This window comes from Rhizobium changzhiense, from assembly GCF_013087625.1.
Classification (GTDB): Bacteria; Pseudomonadota; Alphaproteobacteria; order Rhizobiales; family Rhizobiaceae; genus Rhizobium; species Rhizobium sophorae.
In genome coordinates, this window is the sequence record NZ_JABFCQ010000001.1 from 768,593 (window position 1) to 793,361 (window position 24,769).

Genomic DNA, 24,769 nt, shown 5'->3' on the forward strand with positions numbered 1-24,769 from the left:
AAGAGGAGATTCCACCGTGGCTAGTCCAGCACAGAAGATTTTCGAAGCAGACTCAGAGAGTCTCTACGACTTCGTCTCCAAAAACGGCCGCGGTCTATATATACCACCCTATCAGCGCGATTATGCTTGGGATAAGGCAAACGTTGAGCGCCTCATTGATGATACGGTTCAGGGCCTTGGAGCCCTTTTAAAGAGACCGGACGAGTCAATCACCTTCATCGGCACAATTATCGCGATGAATGACGCAAAGAAGCTCACGATAAGCCCCTTGGTTAAAAACCAGGTTTATAGCCAGGTGATGACGATTATTGATGGTCAGCAGCGGCTAACCACTCTTCTAATGCTTTGTCTTGCTTTGCTGATCGAAATCGAAAGTGAATGGGCTTCGCTTATCAAAGCAAAAAACATCGTCAGCGAAGAAACTAAAAATTGGATCGAGACCCGCGTTAACGACATGCGGGGGCTGCTATCTCAAATGCTGTCGGAAGAGCAGCGCAATGGCGACGTTGAGTTCCGGCACTTCCCCAAGATGATCCGAGCCTTTCGGGACACATGGTCGTACGAATCCGAAAAGGCAAATTACTCTTCTCCCATCGCTTGGATGCTCTTTGAATATGTCAAATTTTCCAGACAGGAAAATCCTAACTGGTCCAGATTTCTGACTGAACTTCAGCGAACCAGTGTCGGCGCCGATAACGAGGCAGAACGTAAGCACTTCGTCAAGATGATGAAGGTGATGAGGACGAAGCTCAAGGCGCTGCCCTCAGATGATGAGTTCCCGGATTTTGCAATGATCGTCCATGACCCGGAGAAGCAGGACGCTCTCTTCGGGGAGGAATTTCCCGAAGCGATGACGGAGGCGTTAGCGCAGATCCTGGCAAAGCAGTCTCACGCTTTGATGGTGGACGAAGCTGGCGATTTAGATATCGAAGCCGACGACAAGAAGACCAAAGAGTGGTGGCAATCTGCTACATCTCTAATTTCTCTATTATTTTTCTCTCGTTTCGCCCTAGAGAGGATCACCCTCGTTGTCGTCACGGCAACCACGGAAGATTTTGCATTCGATGTATTTGAGGCCCTCAACACCACTGGTCAGCCCCTAACCGCCCTGGAAACGTTCACACCAAAAGTCGTTCAGTCTATTGGCCTGCAGCACTACAATTCATCGGAAGAGAAAAGACAGCTTGATGCGGCATTTTCATACTTGAAAAAGGCATCGAACGCCGAAGCACGTCAAAAGCGTTCAGCAGAACTCCTCGTGGCATTTGCTCTAGCCGAACGGGGTGAGAAGCAGTCGAAAAACCTTGCCGACCAACGACGCTTTATGCGGGATACATTCGATGGGTGCGGCAATTCTACTGATCAGAAAAACTTCGTTAGGCATCTCGCAGATCTATCTCGCTTCTTCGATGAGGTCTGGGTGGACGGCGTCCCTGCTGTCGGCTCCATAAAATTGCCGACGGATGCGGCTCTTTGTATCCGCTTTTTAGTGGCACTTGGGCACACAATAACGGCACCTCTCCTTGCACAGTACGCGGCGGCTATTTCAAGCGCCGGTCAGGATGCAGAGCAGCGGAAAATCGCAGTCGAGGAGTTCGCAACAGTAGCCAAAGCAGTGACAAGTTTTGCAGTTTTATGGCGTGCGTCCCGCTCAACAACGGATCGGATCGAACAAGTTTATCGCGATCTGATGAGTAAGGGTGCGCCCGAACACGGCGTGGGTCCATTGGCCCGCGGTCTTCGCGAAAACGGTGTTCTCCCTAAAGCAAGTGTCATAATGCAGGTGCTCGCCGCACGTCTCAAAGCCGATCGGACCAGTGGCGGAGCCAATATCTCCTCGAAGGAGGAATGGATCGAGAAGACTGTGGTTCAACCGATCTATTTTGTGAACGTTGCTCTTGCACGGTTCATTCTGATGGCTGCGTTCCATGATACCGTCGAGGGTCCAAATGGGGCTTTGATAGCGGGTAAACCAAACTCCCATCCAACCCTGACTATCGATGCGTGGACGACGGACCTTTATATCAGTGTTGAACACATCGCGCCCCAGTCAGGCGGGCAGTGGTCGTCAGATCTCTACGTCGACGATGAGTACGATAGGCTTGGGAACCTCACACTTGTACCATTGAGCGCCAACCAGTCCTTGAGTGCCAGAGCCTGGGACCATAAGCGGAAGCTTTTTGCAGCGCTTGCCGCGGACACAAAACAAGAAGCCGAATTGATCTTGGCCGAACTTAAGGGCATGGGTGTTGACGTCTCCAAAGCGGCCGGCAGGATTCATAGCGAGCACTACCTGCCTCAAGTCAAAGCGTTAGCCTCATATCCGAATGATTGGAACTTGCAGGTTGTTGACCAGCGAGGGAGGGCACTTGCCGAGCTTGCCTGGAATCGCCTTGCGCCCTGGTTGGGTATGTAGTTAACCACGGCAACTATTGGCGTCGCGTAGAAATCTCTGCGCGTCGAGGTGGCGTCAGCTCGATGGTATACACTCAGACTCAAAGCACGTGTTTACACGCCTGTCCCACTTGAGATTTATTTGTGGCACACGACACATCCGCCTGCAGCCTCGTCGATACCGTAGATATCATCGATGGTGTCTGCGGTGCGTCCCGACAATGGATTGACCGGTCGACTCCTACGCAAGCGCTCCCGGCGCTTTTCGTAGTCGAGCTTGATCTGGGCGGCTCTCGCAGGCGCGACGAGTTCATTAAGACTTTCGCCTTGGCTCCAAGTGAAGGGTGAACCATCTTTCAAAGCCGTCTTCTCGTAGTCGACTGCTTCCTGAAAACGATCCGGGTGATGCTCCGCGAGGCGGACCCATTCAATTTTTTGCTGGAAGAAGCAAAACGTGCATCCTGACCTCGAGCGCCAGCTGTAGTACTCTGGTTCCCCTACGGCTGCCTGCTGCAACATTTCTATGACGCCAGCACGGTCTATACCGGCCTCTCGAAGCGGCAAATGGACCTTCATGTTAGGGTGAGTGGCCTGATATCCATCTCTGCTTGGCTCATCTGAGCGGATTGCAACGTACGAGTGAATCGTTGTGCCTTCGTCGAGGTCGCGCTTGATCCACTGTTCCAGGGGCCGGAGTTTGAGCTGTCGCGTGCACCAACGCGTGCGAGGTGAGGGAAGAAAATTGCCGTATTCCTCCAACCAGAAGTCGAAGTCTCGGTCTGGGTTCAAACGCTGAATCGGCTTTCCAAGGAATCCTTCCAACCGATCTAGGAAGCTATAAACCTCGGGCAGCTCTTTGCCGGTATCGGTAAAAAAATATTCGAGAGGTAGCTCCGGATAGTGTTGGCGCATAAAAACTGCGAGTGCCGCGCTGTCGCGGCCACCAGACACCCCGAGAATATGGCGTTCAGACTTCATAATTGTCGACCTTTGTGTCTGCGGCTAGGCTCGCAACAGCGCGGGCCAAGGCGGCAAACTGTATTCGCGCTAACGGTTCATTTTGTGAAAGTTGTCCTAACAACTGATCGGCCAAGGCTTTGGCTTGGTGCTTTTCCGCATCAGTCAAAACGAAGGTTCTGAGCAGCGGTGGGACCTTCGGGTCCACGCCAACCACCAGCGCCAACGCTTCAGTGCTCGACCCTCGGTCTCTAACAACCGCGAGGGCTTCGAGCTCCCTAAATTGACGACCAAATCGGGCGAGCTGGAGAAGTGCCTGTTCACGGTCACGATCAGACCAATTACGCGATGGCTTGTGTAGCAATAAGCTCGCAATCCCTTCAATATCGCCGCAGCCGCCTTCAAATGCGGCTGCCCGCATGACAAATGCTTCGAAAGAATAATCATTGGTAAGATTTTTAACCGATTCCGCGCGGTCACGGATTCCATCGAAAGATCTAGGATCGACAGCAAGAGAACGCGCCAACGAGGTATGCAGTTGGCGTAATAGAGCTGGATAAGCGGCTTCGACTTCCTCAAGGGCGGCAATCACAGTATCAACGCCGTCGTATTCGCTAAGAACAGACGGGATATTTTCGAACAGGAGCGCCTCTGGATCTTTAGACTTCAACACGACGCTGCGTAACTTTTTCGCAGTATCTCCTATGTTATCCGTCCGTTGCGCATACAAAGGCAGGTCTTCGTAACGGCGAAATAAGATTTGTGCGATTGGAAGTGATGCGGAGCCATCCGCAAGTTTCAGCCGTTGCGCCAGTCCGCTCATAAACGCCGTCTGCCGGAGAGAACGATCAATTCGTCGGAGACGAATATCGGCGGGCTTCTGAAGCAGTCGGTCGACCAGAACATCGTTAAATTCCGTCTGAAAGACACCATCGATGTAAATAGCTGTGCGTTCTCGGCTGGCTAACAGAAAGGCTAGCGCTAAGATCGGCATGGGTCCGGCCTTCAGCCCAATCGGTGGCTTTGCCCAGGTTTCGTAGACATCACTAAGGACAATATCCGTTGCATCTTCCAAAACACTCCAAGCCGGCTGCAAGGTTTTTGCATGAACCGTGCCGGACGGTGCTTTGAAGTCGAAGACGCCGGGACGCACCATCCCGTGTAGACCCAAGGATTTAAGTACCGTCAGGTACAGTCCCATTGCAGCCGGGAAACCTGAGAACCCAAGATCTGCCTCGGCATTTCTTAAAACCATCGCATAACAAAGGTCTCGGAGAGCCGCCATTGCGCTCGATGATGGCTTGTCACGCTGAAGCAACTCACTTTGCAAAACCGGCGCCTGAGGAAAGGACGCGTCTGCCAAAGCCGAGGCGACTATCGCTATCGGCTCCTTGACCGATTGTGTCGGGCTAGGGGCCATCCACCAGCGAGTGGAATTGAGCACACTCTCAAGGTCGCGGTGCAATGCATCCACAGTTCTTGAGCGTCGAGCAGCGACTTCGCGTCGAGCAATCCTGTCACCTTCAAGTTGCGGATGCTCCCTCAACACCCGGTCTATAGCGAAAAGCTCGGCCGCACTGGATCTCAACAAAAATCCATCCTTAATACCGCCTACAGCCGCAACCTCGCCGTCCTTCTGCAAAAGCTTGGCAACCGATTTGCATCTGTTCTCTATTTCCGTAGCATTGAGGCTGCCATCGCCCAATATAAGAGCAAGGACACCAGCGCTCCGCCCGCGGGATGACTTAACGCGACCGCATAAGTCCACTGGACTATCGGAATCACTGGCCAAAATCACCGCAATCTCGAACGTCCGCAAAGTTCCGGTTCGGAAATAATGACGCTTCGCAATGGCAAACCCTAGGCCAATTTGCTGAGCCAATGCTTGTAACTGTCCGGCTTCGATCGAAGTCGTGGATTTTGCAATCGCCTCCTCAAGATCGAAATCACTGCCCGCAAACAGCGCGTAACCTCCCAAACGCGGTTGGCGAATTAGAATTGCCCATGACAACAAGTCGTCAATAGCTGCTCGTCGTTGAGCACCATCCACATAAGGGGTCGCCGCGGCCAGGAAATCATCTGTGAGAGCGAGGCCAGATCCATTCCTGAAAAACTCGATTACTGCAGCGCTTTTTGTCAGGGCGACATGAAGGTTGGTTCCTTTCGCGGCAGCTCGCTCGATGGCTTCGAACGCCAGACTAAACCGGCTGCCATCGGAGCCGCTAGCTAACGACATGCCGAAATTCGACGCCAAATAATCCCACAAGCGATCTGGATTGTATGTTTCCGACAAGCCCGCGCCGTTCAGGAACTCCTGGAAACCAAATGGTTCCGCGGAACTTAAGAAACCGAACACGCTGCGTTCGTTCTGTGCGAATCGCTGGCGAGACACAGGGCCAAGGAGCAGCGATGTAACCGGGTTCAGCGGCCATGTCGCGACAAGCGCGTTCGTGAGCACATCAATATCAGTCGGCCTTCTCGTCGCGACCGCTTGAGCGACATCCGAGGCTGCGGCTTCGGCAAGGTACGGCACGAAACCGTTGCTAATAGCTCGACCGAGCAGCGCTACCGTTTCATCGGCACCGGCGAGAAAGGGAATGTCTTGATAGCGTCCTTGAACTTTGGCCCATTCGTCGCGCGCGCCCCTTCCGGCTTTCGCGGCATATTGATCAAACGCTTGGTGAAGAATCCCTATGACAACAAGGCGACCGTTACTGCGCGAACTCCGTTCGGCAAGATCTTGAAGGAAGTGGACGTCTCCTCCATCTAGCGCTTCGTGCTCTAGTAGTTTGCCCAATTCGTCGAGGATCACGAGCGCCCCGCTACGGCCTTTCGTTGCTGCCGTTAACATCGCAGCGAGCAAACTCTCATTCGATGTCGCAGCCTGCTCATGCTCTTCAGCCGGCCAGTCAAAAGCAGATGCGCAGGCATCCGCAACCGCCTGCCGCAGAGCCACCCTTGCGCCAGTGACCGCAACAATGCTCCAATTCCCGTGTTCGCTCGGGAACGCTTTGTCCAATTGACCGGTAAGCGTCTCACCGGCGATTTTGCGCGCAATCTTCCGACTATCAGACCTCCCCGCAACGATATTAGCGAGAAGAAGTGCGGCGCTCGACTTGCCGCCTCCATAGGGGCCCGTCCACGTAAACGCGCCTTGTTTACCCTCGACCTGGCTGGACGCCATAGTAATGAGCGCCTTTTCAACACTGGCCTGAAGGACATAGCCGACCAACGGCGGTGAGCCGTTAAGGTCGGCGTCCAATCGAGCGGAGCGGGCGAAGCGGCGATTGATCTCTACTTGCTTCGAAAGGTTCGACATTACGCCGCCATCCCTTCCTGATGTCTGCCATAAGCGCTCGATATAAGAGCAAGTGGATCGACCTCGGCCACACGCTGTATTTGGCGGAGCCCGGCGGTGTCTGTCCAGACCCAAGCGCCTCCGGTCAAACTTTCCAACGACATTAGCCTCGTCACGACGCTGTCTTCGTCCAGCTTGAATACACGACCTGGAGAACCTGCTTCGTAACAGATTCTCTCCGCGGTTAGAGCCGACGCCCCTCCCCCGCGGCGATCCCAAAACTGTGATAGAGCGTAAGCAAAAATACCATCAGGCAATGTCGGTTTCGGTCCGTGCACAAATTCGAACCAGCCTCCGAACCGAGCTTCTCTAACTAGGCCAAGCTCCGCCAGCAGTGGCTCAGCGGCATCGTCTACTTGACTATCACTACGGCGCACATAGCTGCGAAGAAAAACTTCAATATCTCGCTTCAAAGTACCTTTGGTGGCTCGCCAGCCCTTTTGCTCGACCAGAGCCTCCATTTGCGCCAATAGTGTTGGCGGATCAAATTCTAAAGCGCTTAAAGCATTGAACGCGTAATATGCCGTCGTCGTCAAAGCTGGCTCACCAGCAACCGACCAGTGAGCCAGCCAAATCGTTGCAGCTCGCTCAAGGTATGGATCAAATCCATCGTCGGACAAGATGAGGCTTCCGAAGGCAGATGGCCTCAAGGTGCGCTCGCGCTCCTCAAGAAACCCGGATGCTAGCGCCCAATAGCGCATAGAAACCGCCATATTGCGACCAACGCCAAAACGTGCGATAGCGTCTTGTTCCTGAAATGTTCCGGACGCGGCCCCACCCGCTACGGCGTCAAAGGCCTTCTTTAGCCACAGCAGGCGCAGAGGAAAAGTTTCGTGCCCCGCGAATTGCGGGCGAGCAAAGGAATCGGCAAATGCTTTTTTCATAAAGACAATGTAGCGGCTACTGGTGAAGTGGTCCAGTGGCAGCGGCAAGCTTTTGCACCGATAAAGATATTATCGAAGCCGCTCTATCTACCTCTTCCTCTGTGTTGTAACGATTTACGAAAATCCTTAATATACTTCTTGAAGTCATCTCATCTATACCCATTTCTCTAAGAACATGGGAAGTAAGTAATTGTCCTGACGTGCACGCCGAGCCGGTAGATACAGAAACTTTTTTTCCTACTGCCAGAACAACATCGTCTGCGTTTATTCCAGGAATAATTATACTCCCACCGCCGGGCACTCTCGGAGCTCCACCTGTTGAAATCATATGCCGAACCTGGTGGAGCTCGAGCTGTGCGAGCAGGCGCTTAAATAAGTAATCTGAGTGCTGATCATTTTTTAGATCTCGCGTCGCCAGCTCTGCTGCCTTGCCAAATCCTACAATCAAGGCGACGGGCTCCGTGCCCGGACGCAAACCGCCCTGTTGTCCGCCGCCATACAGCAGCGGCTCCGGTTTTGGCGCCGCCTGCGAGACATACAATGCACCAATGCCCATCGGGCCATACATCTTATGTGCAGAAAGGCTCGCGTAGTCTAAATCGAGCGATCCAACATCAATTGCCAATTTCCCAGCAGCTTGCGCAATGTCGCTATGAACGTAGGCACCTGCCCGATGACCGATCTCAATCAGTTCTTTAAGCGGCTGGATGACACCTGTCTCATTGTTAACCGCCATAACGGAAACAAGTAGAGTGGTGGTGTCAACGAGTTCGCCGAGAGCGGCGAGATCAACAATGCCGTCTCCGCGAACTGGCGCGACCCTCACGTCGAACCCCATATCACTCAACGCGGCTGCCGGCTCCAACACCGCCTTATGTTCAATCGCGGACACCACAACCCGGCGGCGCGGACTTTGAACTTTGACAGCCCATTTTGCGAGGCCTAGAAGGATCAGATTATTAGATTCAGTCGCCCCAGACGTAAACGTTACTTCCTCCGGCGTGGCACCGATCAAATTAGCGACCAATGCGCGCGCCTGCGCAATCTCCGCTGATGCTTTCCCACCAGCGAAATGGGGGGAGCCGGCATTAGCGGTCTCCAGCCATATTTGATTAATCGCGTCGCGAACCTCTGGTGCAATTGGCGTCGAAGCGAACCCATCAAGGTAGATTGCTTGAGTGACCATTTGACCTCCAAGTCTCATCCGCCCGGATGCTAAAGACTACGGTTGCGGACCGCAGGCAACAACATTCTTGTTAGGCGCTGTAACATTTTGTTGGAAACTCGGCGCGCCATCAGCCGTCCGGAGGCAACCATCGGTAGATGCGGCCGTTCTTACAACAGGTGTTCCAAGCCATAAGCAACAAGCACAGGCCGAAGAGTCTGGTAAGCGTAGGTTCTGTTCCGTGATAGCCCTGCGAACTCAGCGACCCTGCGAAGTTCGGAAGCGATCAGTTTGTAAGCGTAGCCGTCTCTATCGCCTGCATCTCCTGGCAATACGACCACAAAATCGTGGATCGTCGCAACGTCCTTGCCTGGAGATCGGCGTAGGATGCGACCTCTGCGCTGAATGAATTGCCGGGGATCACGCGAACTGGCCAGAATATAGGCTGTTTTGCACGCTGGGACGTCGATACCTTCATCAAGACATCTAATTGCGACCATGGCATCGATAAGACCGATGCGAAAGTTTGCCAGAATGTGATCGCGTTCTTTGCGCGGCTCGTGCGAGGTAAATCGAGAAAGCGTCCAGCCGAGCTCGTCCAAGTGCTGACTAATTACCTCGATTTGCCGCCCTGAGAATTCAGGATCAGAGTCGTCATTGGCATCGTCGCTATCGTCAGTCTCTACTTGGCCATCACCGCAATAGAACAGCGTGTGCGCCTCGGCAGGTCGATTGCGAAGGACTTGACGCAAGGCCACAATTTTGTTCCTGGCCGACCCGATGATACGTGCCCGCTTCATCATCAGCGCTTTGAGACTCAGACTCGGCTCGGCGCCGCCCTCCCGAGCGATCAGTCTTCCGATCTCCATCGACATTGCTACAAATTCGTTAGCTTCTGATGGAGTCAATTCTACCAAGTGAGGAAAATAGTCATAAGGAGTGAGGACTTCGTCCTGAATAGCTTGGGAGAGCGAATAGGTGAATACCACCTCGCCGTAGTAGGCCTCGAGCTGCGAATTTCTTGCGTTATCAAGGTAATGTTCAGGAGTCGCTGACAGACCAAGCCGAAACTTGGCCTGAGCAGGCAGGGCGTCATTAAAGCCGCCTGAACTATGATGGTGACACTCATCGCCGATCCAAAAAAGCCTTTGTCCGGGTATGCGAGCGATAAGTTGCTGAAACTCCGGCGTCTTGAGTGTACGATTGACGACGACGATTGCGGTAAATGGTGCAGCGCCTAATTCAATGTCGAGAATTCGGTTTTGGAGTTCAGCAAGCCACGCCGACTTCGAAACATAGCATCGCAACGGGCGGATATTGAATAAGCCGAGATTGTCGCACCATTGGTCAGCTAGATTCTGGTAGGGCACGGCCACAATCACCGTCAGTCCCGGAATGGCTTTGGCCATCTGAGTTGCGGCATAAGCGGCGGTGATCGTCTTACCGGCGCCCGTGGCGAGATTGAGGATCCCGTGATATTCTCCACTCAGTTGCCAAGACCTCAGCGCTTCGCGTTGATGATCGCGGATTTTGAATTGGGCGCCCCCAACGATCTCGGGTACGCGCGGCTCGTCTCCCAGGTGACTTGCGATATCACGGTCGCCAATACGACGCGCAATCGCCAGTTCACGCTCTGGATCAGGAGGCGCGTGTAGTCTCTCCCCGATTGACAGAAGTCGTTCTTTTATCGCTTCCGGAACATCCAGGACTGCAGTATTGCGGCTCCTGTTCGACCACAGTCGCTCGAAACTGTCTTTGTGAGGACGATAATAGGGCTCCAGCTCAGCTCGCCAGCTTGGGAATACGTCGATTGATTCATAATTATGAGTGGGCAAAAGCGCGTGAAGGCTTTCATTTGCGGACCCAGAGAAAACCACGGAATCCCCATTGGTATCCGATATGATGCCGATTTTGTCGTGATACATGCCCTTCGGCCGAAGCGCGACTTTAATCTCTAGGCGCTCCTTTGCCACAAGCCACGCCAACCCTTCAAAACGATTGTGAAATAGAGCATCATCAACCCTATCCAACTCTTTCAAAAACTCGCCACCAATGCGCTCGGACAGTTCTCGGTCTCTCAGCCCCTGAGAAACAGCCTGTATATCTTCCTCGTCACAAAACGCACCGAGAACAAGTCGCATCTTGCCTCCGTTTCGAATGAAGGCTGAAATCGCTTGGGCGGCGTAGCTGAGGGTGGCGGCCGAGAAAAAACCCACTGCCCGGTCATATGTATAGGCAACAGCCAAAGCAGGCATGTAGAAGTCTTCGAGAATATTGTCCTCGTCGGATTTGTAGACTCCTTTGATTGTCAGTTGCCGCAGCATCAGAATGTTATGGCGCCGGTGTCAGATTCGCCTCCCCCCGCGTGCAAGTAACTCCGTTCATGAAGAAGTCGCATCACGGCGCGATCCGGATATTCTCCGCCTTCCCGCAGCAAATAATCCTTGATCAGACCAAGTCCTCCATTTGCGTACTCTTCGAAGATTCGAGCGCATTCATCCTCATTATCTTCGCGGATTACGTTAACGTCCTGCATATCGGCAAGCGCGATAAGATAGATTAGGTTCTCGGCGTCCCCGCGCTCAAACTGTTGATAGGATACATCCTCTACGCCTTGGCTCCGATCGAGGGGAGTCCTGCGTCCTTCCGAATATCCGAGGACAGCAGCGAAACACAGAAGTTCTCGGATCGTAGGGAATAGCCTGCGATCCGTGCCCGGCAGCGATTGAGCGGCCAGCCTTTGGACGATATCTTCATACACGCGACTGCGATTGATATTTGGAGCGCGAACGGCCACGGTCAGGCAACCTCCTCGATTACAGTACCATCGAATTCGGCATTAAAAAGCGCGGTTTCAAAATCACGACCACGATGCTGCCTTATCTCGAGTGGTCGGCCGCCCCTGTCGGAGCGGTTGTATCGAACCATAACAAACTCTTTCCCCACTCGACCACGGAGCGCTTCCAGAACCCCGCCGGAAGCTTGAGAACCGGACACCATCAATATAACTTGCGCCGCCATTTCGGGGGCATGCTGAGCAACCGTTGTCCTGTATGATTCATCGAGCTGCCCGAATGGTGAGTCAAGGATCAACGGAGCGACCGTGCCTTTTAGAAGACGGAAGCCCTCCGCCTTTTCTCGCTGCTTGGCGAATTGAACGAGTGCCGCGGTAAAGGCAAGACCTAGGAGCTGGTTTTCGCCACCGGATTTTGGAAGTTGCGTGCCAGCATCGTTTACGAGGCTGACCCCATACTCCGCGCTCATTTTCAAGCGAAAATCTTTGCGGCCCGTTTGGGCGAGTATCTTATTGATACTGGCGCTGAGCACACCTCGGGCGCTCGTTTCGTCCTCTGTGAGTTCCCTCTCAAGTCGGCCTCTTAGCATTTGGCAAAGATTGTATCGCTTGATGAAGATCTGCGCCTCGGCATCTCCTTGAACCTGCCTCTCAAGCTCGCGCTCCTTATTGAGCTTCTCTACCTCCGCATCACGCGCATCACGTTCAGCATTCCAAATTTTTTGTTGTTTCTCACCCTCTTCGCCGCGCAGTTGGTTACGGCGGCGTTCGCGTTCGCCGATTTCGTCAAAATTTATCCCTGCCAGTTTTTCCGAGATTTCGATTAACAATGGCTCCAATCTCGCAACCTCAGCACGCGCCTCAGCCTCACGACGATAGGCGGCTTCCAACTCTCCCGGCGCTCGTTCACGCTTGTCCTTGAGTTGCCCCATAATGGCGCGAATTGCATTCAAACGGCTGCGCAAAGTATGGTTTGCAGCCTTTTTGAGAAGGCTAGCTACTTGCCGATGGGCATCCGATCCAGAATGGAGAGGCGCGCCACAAATACACTTTTCCAATTCAAGAAGATCTTTGACAAACTCTTCATTGTAAGGCGACGGAATACGCCCTTTTGTTTCTTGCATCTCGAGATGGTCGAAGGTTTGGGAGGTCAGCTTCGTGGAGACCAGAAAACGGGCGTTATCGCCGAGCCATTTGACAGTGTCGTTTTTAGCGGACATCTCGCGTTCGCGAGCGCGTCTAAGAGCCTTCTCGGCATCTTCGCGCCTTGCTTGCAATTCTTTTGCTGCTGTCGAATTGCGCAGCTGCTCATCGATATCTGCGATCTGCTGCTGAACGTTGATGACCTCGTCCTTCAAATTTGTCGCCGTATCGCGGCTACGGCTGATCTTTTCTCCAAGCCTTTCAATTTGCTCGCTAAGGGCTTCGACGTTGGATCCCCCGCGCTTGGGCATTTGTTTGCGATAAAGGTTGCCGACCTCTTCTAGATCCTTAATGGCGGTCTTGACGAGGGTGCACCCGAGAATGTCCTGGACCGCGCTTCGTATTTCGTGACGATTCTCTTCCCCGAGAAACACTTCTGCATGCTCGCCGTCGAACAAAAAATGGCTGGCCATGCTCTTGGGTATGACCGTGTTTATAAAGGTGTCAGGATTGGCAAGTTGTTCGCTGTGACCACGATCAAGGCGCATGATCGCAAACCGTGCGCTCGGTGGGGCATATCGTCGAGCCCGATATCGGCTACCATTATGCTCAAAGCACACCTCCACATACGCAGCGTTGCGGCCTGCCCGTACCGCATCGTGGTTGAGCAAGTCGTCTCGACGCTCGAATTTTGTCGTTGTCATGCCGTAGAAACACCACAGCATTGCATTGAGGATCGTAGTTTTGCCGACGCCATTCTCTGCATGAATTAGTGTTACATTTTTATCTCTATCAGTTGAAAACTCGATTTTACGGGTCCCAAAAAAGCAACGGAAATCGCTCAATTCGATGCGCTCGACCCACATCTTCTTACTGACCTTTCAATGGCGTGGCGCGATCTATGATATCTCGTAACTTTCGACGACGGTCCGACTCCTTATTCTTATTTTCGAAGTAATACTCCCGCTGCACAGCAATAATCTCTTCGATTATGTGCTCGTTTTCCGAGTCCCCGCCTATTTCAGTGTCACTCATGATTCGCTCCTCGTGGACTTCTATCTTGCCGTGTAGTCCCGCTAACAGCAATATCTCTTCGCATTCGCCGATTAGATAGCAGTATTCAACAGGAGGCTCGGCGAATTAACCACAGAAATTCATAACTTTAGCGGGAGCTCGGCACGGCCGAAATATCAGATATTAGTGGTCGCACGACCTATTCAAATCTCTCTGGCAGCGATATTTGTCTGACCAGCCATTTGTTTCCGGATGAAAGCAGGGCGACAACTGGTATCGTAGGACAACACAATTTCGATGCGAAAGCGTCCAGGTTGCAATCAACCTACGCAAATAAGTCATTGAAGATATAAGTGGCTGGGGCGCCTGGATTCGAACCAGGGATGACGGTACCAAAAACCGTTGCCTTACCGCTTGGCGACGCCCCACCAGAGCTTGAGCGGAAACCGCCTGCTCAAATCGACGCCTGATTAGCAAAGCTCTTCGCCTGTCACAATCACTAAGTTTAACCCGGCGCAGATTTATGCGCGCGCGGGGCCGGCCGGCGTGCTAGAAATTGGCGACGTCATCGGCCTGAGATCATTCCTTCATGGACAGTCCCGCATTCGACCTCGCTTTCGAGCCGGCCTATGGGCAAGCCGTGCCGGTGGTATCGGGTGTCGAGCGGGTTACGGCGAACAATCCCGGCCCTTTCACCTTTTTCGGCACCAACAGCTATATCGTCGGCTCCTCCTCCGTCGCGGTCATCGATCCAGGGCCGGAGGACGATGCGCATTTTCAGGCACTGATGGCAGCCCTTGGCGGCCGCGCGGTGACGCATATCTTCGTCAGCCACACGCATCGCGACCACTCGCCGCTGGCCAGGCGCCTGCAGGCGGCAACGGGGGCGGTGACCGTCGGCCAAGGGCCGCATCGGCCAGCGCGGCCGCTGCGGGATGGCGAGATCAATCCCTTTTCCGAAAGCTCGGATAAATCCTTCGTGCCCGATATAGCGCTCAGTGACGGCGAGACCCTATCGGGCGATGGCTGGTCGCTCAGAGCGGTGCTGACGCCGGGGCACACGGCCAATCATGCCGCCTTCGCGCTTGCGGGCCGCGACATCCTCTTCTCCGGCGATCACGTCATGGCCTGGTCGACCTCGATCGTGGCACCCCCGGATGGTTCGATGGCGGATTACATGGCCTCGCTCGACCTGCTGATTAAGCGCGAGGATCGCCTGTTGCTGCCCGGCCATGGCGGGCCGGTGACGGAGCCCTCGACTTTCCTCCGGGCGCTGAAGGCGCATCGCCTCAGGCGCGAGCAGGCGGTGCTGGCGCGCGTCCAGGCCGGCGACCAGCGGATTGCCGAGATGGTGAAGGTGATCTATCGCGACACCGATCCGAAGCTGCATGGGGCGGCCGCCCTTTCTGTGCTCGCCCATATCGAGGATCTTCTGGAGCGCGGGGAGATCGCGGCGGATGGGCCGCCTTCGCTGGCCGCCCACTACCGGCCGGCGGCAAGGATATGACAATGAAGCCTCGAGCCGATTACAGCTATCGCGACGATCCTGATGTGCGCGCCTTTGCCGATGACCGGCCGCTGATCGTCTTCGATGGCGAATGCGTGTTCTGCTCCGGCTGGGTGAAATTCGCGCTGAAACATGACAAGCGGCAGCGATACCGCTTTCTCGCGGCGCAGACGCCGCTCGGCGAAGCGCTCTACCGGCATTACGGGCTGCACGCGCGCGACTATGAAACCAATATCCTGATCGAAAACGGCCGCGCCTTCTTCAAGTCCGACGGCTCGATCCGCATGGTGGCGGGCCTCGGCTTTCCCTATTCGCTGGTGAAGATCTTCCGGCTGCTGCCGCGGCGGGCCGCCGATGCGCTCTATGAATTCATCGCCCGCAACAGGCTGAAGATCGCCGGGCGGCAAAGCTGCATGGTGCCGACGCCGGAGCAGCGAAGCCGCTTCATCACATGAGCGAGGACCGGTTTTCGCTGCTCATCATCGGCGGTTACGGCACGTTTGGCGGGCGGCTTGCCCGGCTGCTTGGCGATGAACCGCGGCTCAGGCTCTTGGTTGCGGGGCGCTCGCTTGAAAAGGCTGACGATTTCGTTGCCGATCTCCGGACGCCGAAAGATGGAGCCGAGGGCCTGGGAAGCAACAATCTCGGCGCGTTGGTGCAGGCCATTCGCTTCGATCGTGACGGCGATCTCACCGAACAGCTGACGCGGATGAGGCCCAATCTGGTCGTCGATGCCTCGGGGCCGTTCCAGAGCTTCGGCAAGGACGCCTATAAGGTGGTCGAGGCCTGCATCGGCCTCGGCATCGATTATGCCGATATCGCCGACAGCACCGGTTTCGTCGCCGGCATCGGTGGGCTGGATGCGGCGGCCAAGGCCAAGGGCACCTTCGCGCTCTCGGGGCTCAGCAGCTTGCCTGCCCTGTCCTTCGCCGCACTCGATGCGATGGCGCCGCATTTCTCCCGGATCGAATCTGTCGCGGCCGGCATTGCTCCGTCGCCGCATGTAAAGATCGGCCTCAATGTCGTGAGGGCGATCGCCACCTATGCCGGCAGACAAGTCACGGTGCTGCGCGATGGGCAGCCGGCCTCCGGGCGCGGGCTGATCGATGCGATGCGGGTGACGGTGGCGCCGCCGGGGGTTAAGCCGCTGCGCAGCCGGAAATTCCTGCTGGTGGATGCGCCGGATCTCAAGCTGCTGCCGGCACGCTTTGCCGGCCTGCAATCGACTTTCACCGGGGTCGGAACGGAGCCGCAGCCGCTGCAGCGCTTGCTCAGCCTTGCGGCAAGGCTCGTCCGCTTCCGGCTCCTGCCATCGCTGCTGCCGTTTGCTCGGCTGCTGCAGCGCGCCAGCCACGCTTTCGCGATCGGCGAACATCGCGGCGGCATGTTCGTTCGTGTGGGCGGTGTCGATCACGCCGGACGGCGGCTGTCCTGCGGCTGGCATCTGATTGCCGAAGGTGATGACGGGCCGTTCATCCCGGTCATCGGCGTGGAGGCGCTGGTACGCCGGCTGCTGAGCGGCGTACGGCCGGAGAATGGCGCCCGGCCGGCGGCGGGGGAATTGCAGCTTGCGGATTTCGAAGCGGCCTTCCGGCGGTTTTCGATCACATCCGGCATCAGGATGGAACACGAGGCGGTGCGCCTGCCGCTCTACCGGCGGATTCTCGGCAGCGCCTGGGATCAGCTGCCGCCGGCCATCTCCGCCCTGCATGCAGGTGGCGCACGCGTCGCCTCCGGCCGGGCGCGGATCGAGCGCGGCGGCGGGCTGCTGGCCAGGATCGTTGCTGGGGTGATCGGCTTTCCGAGAGCCGGCGAGGACGTGCCGGTCACGGTGCGCTTCGTGTCCGATGGCGACAGGGAGGTCTGGACACGCGATTTCGGCGGCACGGTCTTCCGCAGCTGGCAGGCCGAAGGCAAGCGCCGCGACCGGCATCTGCTCGCCGAGGTCTTCGGGCCGTTCCGGGTGCTGATGGCGCTGGTGCCGGATGGGGAGAAGCTGCGGCTCGTGGTGCGCGGCTGGCGGTTTTGCGGCATTCCGCTGCCGATGCTTCTGGCGCCTGGCGGGGATACTTATGAGGAGGAGCGCGATGGGCGGTTCCACTTTCACGTGGAGATCGGCGGGCGGCTGACGGGGCTGGTGGTGCGGTATACCGGGTGGTTGGTGGTGGAGCAGTGACGTGGTGTGAGGTCATGATCGAAGGGTTTCCCTCGATGTTCTCCCTCATCTGTGTTGGCGTGCGTGATACCCCCCTCTGCCCTGCCGGGCATCTCCCCCACAGGTGGGGAGATCACAAGTGGCTTGAACTTCGCGCCCCTCTACCGTTTCGCAGCGCTGGACGCTCATTGTTTGGGGAAGCCGGTGCGCCCAGCCGATCTCCCCACCTGTGGGGGGTCCGAAGGACGGGTCGAGACCCGTGGCTCGACCCCGGGCCCGGCAGGGCAGAGGGGGTGCCACACGGCATGCCCTTCGCCGTCATTCCTGCCTCGGATCGATTGCTGCCGCCTTTGGCGGCACCATAGGGGCGTTGAATCTGCCGCACCCTCTCCCGGCCCTTCGCTTTGGGCTCAGGGCGTTCGCAACTGCAATCGATTCGCCGGATCGATTGCTGGCGCCTGCGGCGGCACCGTATGGGCGTCGAACCTGCCGCACCGTATCCCGGCCCTTCGCTTTGGGCTCAGGGCGTTCGCAACTGCAATCGATTCGCCGGATCGATTGCTGGCGCTTTGCGCCACCGCGGCTCACCCACCCGCAATCCCCAAGAGTTCGGCATCCAGCGCCTTCAGATAATCGCCGGCGATTGCGGCGCTGAAGCCGAGGTCGTGTTGGCCGTAGCGGGAGGCGACGCGGATGTCGACGAAGGTGGTTTCGGCCTCTTCGCGCAGCCGAATGATGAAATCGAAGCGCAGGCCGAGGATCAGCGTGCGGGTGGTGCCCTGCAGCGTCACGCCGTTGACGCCGCGGATCAGCTTGGCGACGTCGTCGTCATAGGGGCGCGGCGTCGGCACGGGGATGGTATCGGGCGCATCGGCCACGGCATCGTCGCCGGCCTGCGGCGGCTTGACCGGTCTGTCTTCGGGGTCGCGGCCGCGCTCGCTGTCGCCGCTGCTCTCGGTGATGGTCATGCCGCTCATCTTGGCGACCTTGCGCACCGCCTCCAGCACGCGGTCGAGCGCGCCCTCATAGCGCCGGCCGGTGAGTTCGGGATAGGCAGTGAGCTGCTTTTCGCGATCCTCCGGCGTCACCTGCACCTGACGCTTCAGCCAGATCTGGTCGAAATACGGCTGCGAAAGCCAGTCGGGTGCGGTGACCAGATCGGTGGAAACGTCATAGATATCAGGCAGCGTCATGTAACGCTCGGTGGCATAGGCGCCGAGCCCCAGCGGAAAGGCGGCATAGATCAGCGCCGCCAGCGCCGCCAGTCCGCCCTCAGCCCCCGTCATCCAGAGGCTGCGCAGCCCGAGAGCTGCCAGCATCGCCGCGAGCAGCGCGCAGCCGGCGGCGACAATCAACAGCAGTACCAGATAGGGTGTGGCGAGACCGCCGAAGCGATGGGCGATCATCACGGCCAGCGCCAGCACCAGGGAAAACGCCCCGATGAGCCGCGAAGAGCGGGCGGCGCTGGAAACGGGGCGGTCATAGCGGATGGCCATCAAACTTACCGGTTGCTTGTCAGCGCCCGCGCGTTCGACCACGCAAATCGCCTCAACCCTGTTTAGAGCATGATGCCGAAAAGTGTGAAGCGGTTTTCGGACGACATCATGCTCTATTCTTTGATTTAGATCCGGATTCAGATTTAGAGCCTTTCCGGGTTAGATTGCAGCATTCTGTTGGCTCAAACGGAGTCGGATGGTCGACCGGCCGGCGCGTGTCGTAGCCCGGCTCTACGGCCAAGCCGGCCGGTCGATCAGCCGGCCCGTTTCAGCCAACCCTCCCGCAGATTTGCCTGGCAAATCTGCAAGACTTAAGAATCGCCGGACGCACTTGTCGCATCGCATGGCGAAGCGGTGCGGCCGGTGGGCCGGGCATCTTTCCGCCAGGATCAAAGGCGATCGGCTCGGACGTACCTAGGCGTATGCCCGTCGCCAATCGCCTTTGCCCTGACGAAAACCTGCTCCGGCAGAATGCTGCAATCTAACCCGGAAAGGCTCTAGGCCGGCCCGGCCTAAAATCATCCGGACTGGGGCAAGATTCGGCTAAATTGAAACTATTGTCTGAGGCATTGCGTTGGAATTCACGGCGATGGTCATGGCGAAACGGCGGCTTCTTCATAAGCCCTTGCTGATATGTCAAAAAAAGGCCATTCTGCCGCGGTTTCATCTCCAGATGCAGAGGAGAGACGGGATGATTTTACCCGAAACGGCAGCAAGGCCGCAGGCGTCTGCGCTTGGCGGGATCGACCACCAGTCCGAACCGATGCTGCCTTTGGAACTGCTGGAGCTCGAACTTTCGCTCGAAGGTTATGCCGGCGGCGATGCCGGCTTCTGCGAGGCCGTGCGCCAGGCGGCGGCACGCTCCGGCGGCGAATTGCTGTTCGACCTGCCGGCCGGCGGCCTCATCGACGATTGCCGCCGCATCGCCGTGCTGCGCATTCCGGGCGACGGCCAGGAGATGCGCGTCGTGCTGGCGCTGCTCGACAGCAACGGCACCGAAATCCGCATGCAGGCGCCCGATGAAGAGACCGCGCCGCTGGTGCGTTTTGCCGATGCCTTCATCGAACTGCTGGAGCGGATCTAATTCTAGATCATGATGTCAGCGGCGCTCGGCCGCAGCTTCCGCGACGCTGCGGAAGGGAAACTTGCGTCCGCATTCGCATTTGATGACAAAATTCTCCTGATGATTGGCAGGCCGCTGCACGCCGAAGCCGCGCGGCAGCTGATCGACCTTGAAATCCGGGTGCTTGCGCTTGGGATCATCAACTTCCGAGGCTTCGGCAAAGCCCTCATTGCCGCATTGCGGACAGTTCAGTTTTTTCGAAAATCGATCGCGAAGGGCCATGCTCGTTCCAAGGTTTCCGGCCGCTCCTGGAGCGGCCATGCTTTTCCTCATACATAGGAATGGCCCTCATGCATAGAAAGGTTGGCCGGCGAAAGTGGAACCAAGTGCTGAGCCTGCCGTTCCTTTTTCGAAAAGGAGGCGATCATGCCGAACAGAGATCCGATCCCGACACCCAATGCCGACACACCGCGCGGCCCGACGCCGACGCCTGGCATTCCCGATCCCATCCAGCAAAAACCGCCGCTGACACCGGTGCAGGATCCGGCCGATACGAAGAACCCACAGGATCCGCCGCTCAATCCAGCACTGCTGCCGATTGGGGATCCGGCTGGCGCGGCTTGAAGTGAGTGAGAGCGTCATCCCCAATCTCCCTCATTCCTGTGCTCGTCACAGGAATCCAGCCACCGCGCGTCGGCGCGGTGAATGACTGACACCAAAGAGTGTCCCGCGCCCAAGGACTTGGGCGCACTGGATTCCTGTGACGAGCACAGGAATGACGGAGGAGAAGTTGAACGCAAGAGGCTGCAAGGAACGGCAGGCCGGCTTCGCCGCCCCCACATCCGCCCTACGGGCACCTTCTCCCCGAGGCGAGAAGAGGGGATCGAGAGGTTGCGGCAAACCCCCTTCGCCCCAGCGGGGGTCCGAAGGACGGGTTGAGACCAGCGGCTCAACCCAGGCAAAGGTGGCCCGAAGGGTCGGATGAGGGGGCCGCACGGCACACGGCTCGCGTCATCACCTAAGGCTCAGCGATCTCCCAGGCCAATAGCAGCTTGACGCCCCCGCCCGAATGGCCTTTGCTCGGAGCGAGCATGCCTGAAGGAATAAACCAATGCGTATTCCCCTCCTCATCACCGTCATGGCCACCATCGTTGCTGGGCTCTCGGCCTGCCAGACCATGACGCCGGAGGAGCGGCGGGCGGCGGATGAGCAGCGGTGCCTGAGCTATGGCTTCCGGCGCGGCACGGATGGGTTTGCCACCTGCCTGCAGCGCATCGATCTCGACCGGCGCGCCGAATCGCGGGCGCAGAGTGCCGAGATGATGAACCGCATGGCCTGGGATCTGAACGGACCCTACGTTTACCGCGATCGTTGGCGCTATCGTTACTGAGTAGCTTGGGCGCCCTGCTCCACACTCCACCGCTATTTTACACGGTTGGCCGCAGGTCCTTCGGACCCCGCCGGATCTCTTCCAAACCGCCTGCAATCACCGCCTGCGCTGCCGCCAGTCTCGCGATCGGCACGCGGAAGGGCGAGCAGGAGACATAGTCGAGGCCGATCGTTTCGCAGAAGCGGATCGAGGCCGGGTCGCCGCCATGTTCGCCGCAGATGCCGAGCTTCATGTCGTTGCGGGTGCGCCGGCCGCGTTCGGCGGCGATGCTGATCAGTTCCCCCACCCCATCGAAATCGAGCGAGATGAAGGGATCGTGCTCGATGATGCCCTTGCGCTGATAGGTGGGAATGAAGGCCGAGGCGTCGTCGCGCGAAATGCCGAAGGTCGTCTGCGTCAGGTCGTTGGTGCCGAAGGAGAAGAATTCGGCGGCTTCGGCAATCACATGGGCGCGCAGGGCCGCACGCGGCAGCTCGATCATCGTGCCGACGAGATAATCGATCTTCATGCCGGCCTCGCTCATCACGTCGCCGGCGACCTCGTCGATGCGCGCCTTGACGTAATCGAGCTCGGTGCGCAGTCCAACGAGCGGCACCATGATCTCCGGCACGACGGCTGCCCCTGTCTCCTTGGCTGCGGCCACCGCCGCCTCGAAGATGGCGCGGGCCTGCATCTCGACGATTTCGGGATAGGAGATCGCCAGCCGGCAGCCGCGATGGCCAAGCATCGGGTTGAACTCGTGCAGCGCATCGACGCGCTGGCGAAGCACGGATGCCTCCATGCCCATGGCGAAGGCGACTTCGGCCACCTCATCGTCGGTCTTCGGCAGGAATTCGTGCAGCGGCGGATCGAGCAGGCGGATCGTCACCGGCAGGCCGTGCATGACGGTGAAGAGGCCGGTGAAATCGAGGCGCTGCATCGGCAGCAACTTGTCGAGCGCCACGCGCCTGCCCTTCTCATCGACGGCAAGGATCATCTCGCGCATCACATGGATGCGCTCACCCTCGAAGAACATGTGCTCGGTGCGGCAAAGGCCGATGCCTTCGGCGCCGAAGGAGCGGGCAGCCAGCGCATCGGCCGGCGTATCGGCATTGGTGCGCACCGTCATGCGCCGGGCGCGGTCGGCCCAGCCCATGATGCGGCCGAAATCGCCCGACAGCGCCGGCTGGATCATCGGCACCTCGCCCTTCAGCACCTGGCCGGCCGAGCCGTCGATGGTGATGATATCGCCCTTCTTGAGGGTGACGCCGATGCCGAGCAGCCGCTCGTTGCGCTGATCGATGCGCATGGTGCCGGCGCCGACGACGCAGGGAATGCCCATGCCGCGGGCAACGACCGCCGCATGGCTGGTCATGCCGCCGCGGGTGGTGAGAATGCCTTCGGCGGCATGCATGCCGTGAATGTCCTCCGGGCTGGTCTCGACCCTCAGCAGAATGACCTTGCGGCCTTCGGCCTCCGCCTCGACGGCCTCTTCCGCCGTGAAGACGATGGCGCCGGTGGCTGCGCCGGGCGAAGCCGGCAGCCCGCTGCCGATTACCTGGCGGGTGACGCGCGGATCGATTGTCGGATGCAGCAGCTGGTCGAGGCTGGAGGGCTCGATGCGCAGCACCGCCTCATCCTCGGTGATCACTCCCTCATCGACCATGTCGACGGCGATCTTCATTGCCGCCCGGGTCGAGCGCTTGGCTGAGCGGGTCTGCAGCATCCAGAGCCTGCCGCGCTCGATGGTGAATTCGATATCCTGCATGTCGCGGTAATGGATCTCGAGCTCGGTGCAGATGCGGCAGAGCTCGCGAAAAGCCTCCGGCATCAGCTTTTCCATCGAGGGTTTTTCGGAGCCGGAGGAAATCCGCCCCTCCTCGGTGATGCTTTGCGGCGTGCGGATGCCGGCCACGACATCCTCGCCCTGGGCATTGACCAGGAATTCGCCGTAAAGCGCCTTCTCGCCGGTCGAGGGGTTGCGGGTAAAGGCAACGCCGGTGGCGGACGCATTGCCGAGATTGCCGAAGACCATCGCCTGGATGTTGATCGCCGTGCCCCAGCCTGCCGGAATATTGTGGAGCTGGCGGTAGGTGACGGCACGCGCGCTCATCCAGCTGGAAAAGACCGCACCCACCGCACCCCAGAGCTGGACTTCCGGATCCTGCGGGAATTCCTGCTCCAGCTCCTCCTCGATCAGCTTCTTGTAGAGCGAGACGATATGCTGCCATTCCGAGGCGCTGAGTTCGGTATCGAATTCATGGCCGAGCTTGGCCTTCTCGTCTTCCAGGATCTCCTCGAAGGCGTCGTTGCCGAGACCCATGACGACATCGGCATACATCTGGATGAAGCGGCGGTAGCTGTCCCAGGCAAAACGCGCATCACCGGCATCATGGCCAAGCGCCTGCACCGTCTCGTCATTGAGGCCGAGATTGAGCACCGTGTCCATCATGCCCGGCATCGAGACGCGGGCGCCAGAGCGCACCGAGAGCAGCAGCGGTTGGCTGACGGAGCCGAAATGGCGGCCGGTGATTGCCTCGATTGCCGATATGCCGGCGCGCACCTCAGCCTTCACCGCATTCTCGATGTGGCGGCCGTTCTTGTAATAGGTGTTGCAGGCGTCGCTGACGATCGTCAGCCCCGGCGGCACCGGCAGTCCCAGGGCGCACATTTCCGCCAGATTGGCGCCCTTGCCGCCCAGAATCTCGTGATCGCGCGCCCGGCCCTCAGCCTGCCCGTCGCCGAACCTATAGACCCACTTGGTCATATTCCCCCCAACACCAAATCGGGATTAGCTTAATCCGTTGGTGTTGAAATGAAAATCGACAAATGCGGCAGAATGTTGCGCTGCACAATAAATCTTCGGCGCAGCCGAGGTCGAAACGATTGAAACATGGCCAACATGAAAAAAAGGCACAAAAAAAGCTTTGCGGGACTGCAACAATGTCCCGCAAAGCCTTGTTTCCGTCCAGCCAGGAAAACTGGACGGGGGGTCCCTCAACCCAGGAACGGTTCAGCTTTTTTATAAAACAGAACCGTTCTGACCTTCGTTTTACGCAATTCCTGGAAAATAGATCGCTACCTCCCTGGATTTGCTCCAACGGCTTCCGGTTCTTGCCCTCGCCCGGAAAACCGCACGCAAATTCGACAATACGCAGCGTTTGATCACCCGCTTTTTCAGCAGAGTAATTAGGTTGCGTTGAAACAACTTCTAATGCAAGTCAGCGAAAAGAGCATCACCCAAATGGGGTACATACGGCAAGAGAGCCGACCTTTTTTGGTGTTTATTGCTCGGCCCTTGATTTTACGCAATTTCTGGACGCAAAACCGCGCCATAGCTTTGCTGAAATTGCGTCGGCGCTCGGCGTCGACCTGGATGCTCGGGTCAAGCCCACTTCTGTCCGGTTGGCGCTAGTGGCTGCCCCTCACCCTAACCCTCTCCCCGTTCTGACGGGGAAAGGGGACGTGCC

At 57.6% G+C, this 24,769-nt stretch carries 19 protein-coding genes and 1 tRNA gene; 8 read left to right on the top strand and 12 right to left on the bottom strand.

Annotated features, from left to right (window positions below; all coding sequences use genetic code 11):
* Window positions 1–16: 16 nt before the first annotated feature.
* Window positions 17–2,416 carry a GmrSD restriction endonuclease domain-containing protein gene (locus tag G9X68_RS03955; RefSeq protein ID WP_171601352.1) on the top strand — a complete coding sequence of 800 codons (2,400 nt, stop codon included), beginning with the start codon at window positions 17–19 and terminating at the stop codon, window positions 2,414–2,416.
* Window positions 2,417–2,532: 116 nt separating this feature from the next.
* Here G9X68_RS03955 and G9X68_RS03960 read toward each other — a convergent pair whose 3' ends face one another.
* The 9 genes from G9X68_RS03960 to G9X68_RS04000 all read right to left on the bottom strand — a co-directional run bounded on the left by G9X68_RS03960 (window position 2,533) and on the right by G9X68_RS04000 (window position 14,137).
* On the bottom strand, window positions 2,533–3,372 hold the full coding sequence (locus G9X68_RS03960) for a phosphoadenosine phosphosulfate reductase family protein (protein ID WP_171601353.1): 840 nt from the start codon (window positions 3,370–3,372) through the stop codon (window positions 2,533–2,535).
* On the bottom strand, window positions 3,362–6,670 hold the full coding sequence (locus G9X68_RS03965; protein WP_171601354.1) for an ATP-binding protein: 3,309 nt from the start codon (window positions 6,668–6,670) through the stop codon (window positions 3,362–3,364). Before G9X68_RS03965 ends, G9X68_RS03960 begins: the two co-directional genes overlap by 11 nt.
* Window positions 6,670–7,641 carry a DUF4007 family protein gene (locus G9X68_RS03970; RefSeq protein WP_244956107.1) on the bottom strand — a complete coding sequence of 324 codons (972 nt, stop codon included), beginning with the start codon at window positions 7,639–7,641 and terminating at the stop codon, window positions 6,670–6,672. Before G9X68_RS03970 ends, G9X68_RS03965 begins: the two co-directional genes overlap by 1 nt.
* Window positions 7,610–8,779: a cysteine desulfurase family protein gene (locus G9X68_RS03975; protein ID WP_206679621.1), complete on the bottom strand. Its 1,170-nt coding sequence runs from the start codon at window positions 8,777–8,779 to the stop codon at window positions 7,610–7,612. Before G9X68_RS03975 ends, G9X68_RS03970 begins: the two co-directional genes overlap by 32 nt.
* 149 nt (window positions 8,780–8,928) lie before the next feature.
* Window positions 8,929–11,082, bottom strand: a complete 2,154-nt coding sequence (locus G9X68_RS03980) for a DEAD/DEAH box helicase family protein (RefSeq protein ID WP_171601356.1) — start codon at window positions 11,080–11,082, stop codon at window positions 8,929–8,931.
* The gene (locus tag G9X68_RS03985; RefSeq protein WP_171601357.1) at window positions 11,082–11,555 is read right to left on the bottom strand and encodes a DNA phosphorothioation-associated protein 4; all 474 of its coding nucleotides are present in this window, start codon (window positions 11,553–11,555) and stop codon (window positions 11,082–11,084) included. Before G9X68_RS03985 ends, G9X68_RS03980 begins: the two co-directional genes overlap by 1 nt.
* A 2-nt stretch (window positions 11,556–11,557) precedes the next feature.
* On the bottom strand, window positions 11,558–13,561 hold the full coding sequence (locus G9X68_RS03990; RefSeq protein WP_171601358.1) for an AAA family ATPase: 2,004 nt from the start codon (window positions 13,559–13,561) through the stop codon (window positions 11,558–11,560).
* Between the two features lie 4 nt (window positions 13,562–13,565).
* Entirely contained in the window at window positions 13,566–13,730 is a 165-nt protein-coding gene (locus tag G9X68_RS03995; RefSeq protein ID WP_171601359.1) for a hypothetical protein, read from the bottom strand.
* A gap of 333 nt (window positions 13,731–14,063) precedes the next feature.
* Window positions 14,064–14,137: transfer RNA gene (locus G9X68_RS04000), tRNA-Gln, on the bottom strand.
* 161 nt (window positions 14,138–14,298) lie between these two features.
* Between G9X68_RS04000 and G9X68_RS04005 the strand changes: the two genes are divergently transcribed.
* From G9X68_RS04005 to G9X68_RS04015, 3 genes are read left to right on the top strand one after another with little or no spacing between them, the layout of a single operon-like run.
* On the top strand, window positions 14,299–15,216 hold the full coding sequence (locus G9X68_RS04005; protein WP_171601360.1) for an MBL fold metallo-hydrolase: 918 nt from the start codon (window positions 14,299–14,301) through the stop codon (window positions 15,214–15,216).
* The gene (locus G9X68_RS04010; protein ID WP_171601361.1) at window positions 15,213–15,671 is read left to right on the top strand and encodes a thiol-disulfide oxidoreductase DCC family protein; all 459 of its coding nucleotides are present in this window, start codon (window positions 15,213–15,215) and stop codon (window positions 15,669–15,671) included. Before G9X68_RS04005 ends, G9X68_RS04010 begins: the two co-directional genes overlap by 4 nt.
* Window positions 15,668–17,392 (top strand): saccharopine dehydrogenase family protein, encoded by a 1,725-nt coding sequence (locus tag G9X68_RS04015; protein WP_171601362.1) that lies wholly within the window; start codon window positions 15,668–15,670, stop codon window positions 17,390–17,392. The genes G9X68_RS04010 and G9X68_RS04015 overlap by 4 nt, the downstream gene beginning before the upstream one ends.
* A gap of 563 nt (window positions 17,393–17,955) precedes the next feature.
* Here G9X68_RS04015 and G9X68_RS04020 read toward each other — a convergent pair.
* Window positions 17,956–18,867 carry a DUF1499 domain-containing protein gene (locus G9X68_RS04020; protein WP_171601363.1) on the bottom strand — a complete coding sequence of 304 codons (912 nt, stop codon included), beginning with the start codon at window positions 18,865–18,867 and terminating at the stop codon, window positions 17,956–17,958.
* Window positions 18,868–19,063: 196 nt separating this feature from the next.
* Between G9X68_RS04020 and G9X68_RS32280 the strand changes: the two genes are divergently transcribed.
* Both G9X68_RS32280 and G9X68_RS04025 read left to right on the top strand, forming a co-directional pair.
* Window positions 19,064–19,285, top strand: coding sequence for a hypothetical protein (locus tag G9X68_RS32280; RefSeq protein WP_342355313.1), 222 nt, complete (start codon window positions 19,064–19,066; stop codon window positions 19,283–19,285).
* A 273-nt stretch (window positions 19,286–19,558) separates the two neighbouring features.
* Window positions 19,559–19,951: a hypothetical protein gene (locus tag G9X68_RS04025; protein WP_171601364.1), complete on the top strand. Its 393-nt coding sequence runs from the start codon at window positions 19,559–19,561 to the stop codon at window positions 19,949–19,951.
* 15 nt (window positions 19,952–19,966) lie between these two features.
* Here G9X68_RS04025 and G9X68_RS04030 read toward each other — a convergent pair whose 3' ends face one another.
* Window positions 19,967–20,212, bottom strand: coding sequence for a hypothetical protein (locus tag G9X68_RS04030; RefSeq protein WP_131710409.1), 246 nt, complete (start codon window positions 20,210–20,212; stop codon window positions 19,967–19,969).
* Between the two features lie 144 nt (window positions 20,213–20,356).
* Here G9X68_RS04030 and G9X68_RS04035 point away from each other — a divergent pair, with 144 nt between their 5' ends.
* Together G9X68_RS04035 and G9X68_RS04040 are read left to right on the top strand one after the other, a co-directional pair.
* On the top strand, window positions 20,357–20,554 hold the full coding sequence (locus G9X68_RS04035) for a hypothetical protein (RefSeq protein WP_171601365.1): 198 nt from the start codon (window positions 20,357–20,359) through the stop codon (window positions 20,552–20,554).
* Between the two features lie 487 nt (window positions 20,555–21,041).
* Window positions 21,042–21,320, top strand: a complete 279-nt coding sequence (locus tag G9X68_RS04040) for a hypothetical protein (RefSeq protein ID WP_171601366.1) — start codon at window positions 21,042–21,044, stop codon at window positions 21,318–21,320.
* 37 nt (window positions 21,321–21,357) lie between these two features.
* Here G9X68_RS04040 and ppdK read toward each other — a convergent pair whose 3' ends face one another.
* The gene (gene ppdK, locus G9X68_RS04045) at window positions 21,358–24,066 is read right to left on the bottom strand and encodes a pyruvate, phosphate dikinase (RefSeq protein ID WP_171601367.1); all 2,709 of its coding nucleotides are present in this window, start codon (window positions 24,064–24,066) and stop codon (window positions 21,358–21,360) included.
* Window positions 24,067–24,769: the final 703 nt, after the last annotated feature.

Bases quoted from the DNA above. Each gene is read 5' to 3' on its own strand.
- G9X68_RS03960 (WP_171601353.1), bottom strand. From the start codon at position 3,372: ATGAAGTCTGAACGCCATATTCTCGGGGTGTCTGGTGGCCGCGACAGC.
- G9X68_RS03965 (WP_171601354.1), bottom strand. From the start codon at position 6,670: ATGTCGAACCTTTCGAAGCAAGTAGAGATCAATCGCCGCTTCGCCCGC.
- G9X68_RS03975 (WP_206679621.1), bottom strand. From the start codon at position 8,779: ATGGTCACTCAAGCAATCTACCTTGATGGGTTCGCTTCGACGCCAATT.
- G9X68_RS03980 (WP_171601356.1), bottom strand. From the start codon at position 11,082: ATGCTGCGGCAACTGACAATCAAAGGAGTCTACAAATCCGACGAGGAC.
- G9X68_RS03990 (WP_171601358.1), bottom strand. From the start codon at position 13,561: ATGTGGGTCGAGCGCATCGAATTGAGCGATTTCCGTTGCTTTTTTGGG.
- G9X68_RS03995 (WP_171601359.1), bottom strand. From the start codon at position 13,730: ATGAGTGACACTGAAATAGGCGGGGACTCGGAAAACGAGCACATAATC.
- G9X68_RS04005 (WP_171601360.1), top strand. From the start codon at position 14,299: ATGGACAGTCCCGCATTCGACCTCGCTTTCGAGCCGGCCTATGGGCAA.
- G9X68_RS04010 (WP_171601361.1), top strand. From the start codon at position 15,213: ATGACAATGAAGCCTCGAGCCGATTACAGCTATCGCGACGATCCTGAT.
- G9X68_RS04015 (WP_171601362.1), top strand. From the start codon at position 15,668: ATGAGCGAGGACCGGTTTTCGCTGCTCATCATCGGCGGTTACGGCACG.
- G9X68_RS04020 (WP_171601363.1), bottom strand. From the start codon at position 18,867: ATGGCCATCCGCTATGACCGCCCCGTTTCCAGCGCCGCCCGCTCTTCG.
- G9X68_RS32280 (WP_342355313.1), top strand. From the start codon at position 19,064: ATGGTCGACCGGCCGGCGCGTGTCGTAGCCCGGCTCTACGGCCAAGCC.
- G9X68_RS04025 (WP_171601364.1), top strand. From the start codon at position 19,559: ATGATTTTACCCGAAACGGCAGCAAGGCCGCAGGCGTCTGCGCTTGGC.
- G9X68_RS04030 (WP_131710409.1), bottom strand. From the start codon at position 20,212: ATGGCCCTTCGCGATCGATTTTCGAAAAAACTGAACTGTCCGCAATGC.
- G9X68_RS04035 (WP_171601365.1), top strand. From the start codon at position 20,357: ATGCCGAACAGAGATCCGATCCCGACACCCAATGCCGACACACCGCGC.
- G9X68_RS04040 (WP_171601366.1), top strand. From the start codon at position 21,042: ATGCGTATTCCCCTCCTCATCACCGTCATGGCCACCATCGTTGCTGGG.
- ppdK (WP_171601367.1), bottom strand. From the start codon at position 24,066: ATGACCAAGTGGGTCTATAGGTTCGGCGACGGGCAGGCTGAGGGCCGG.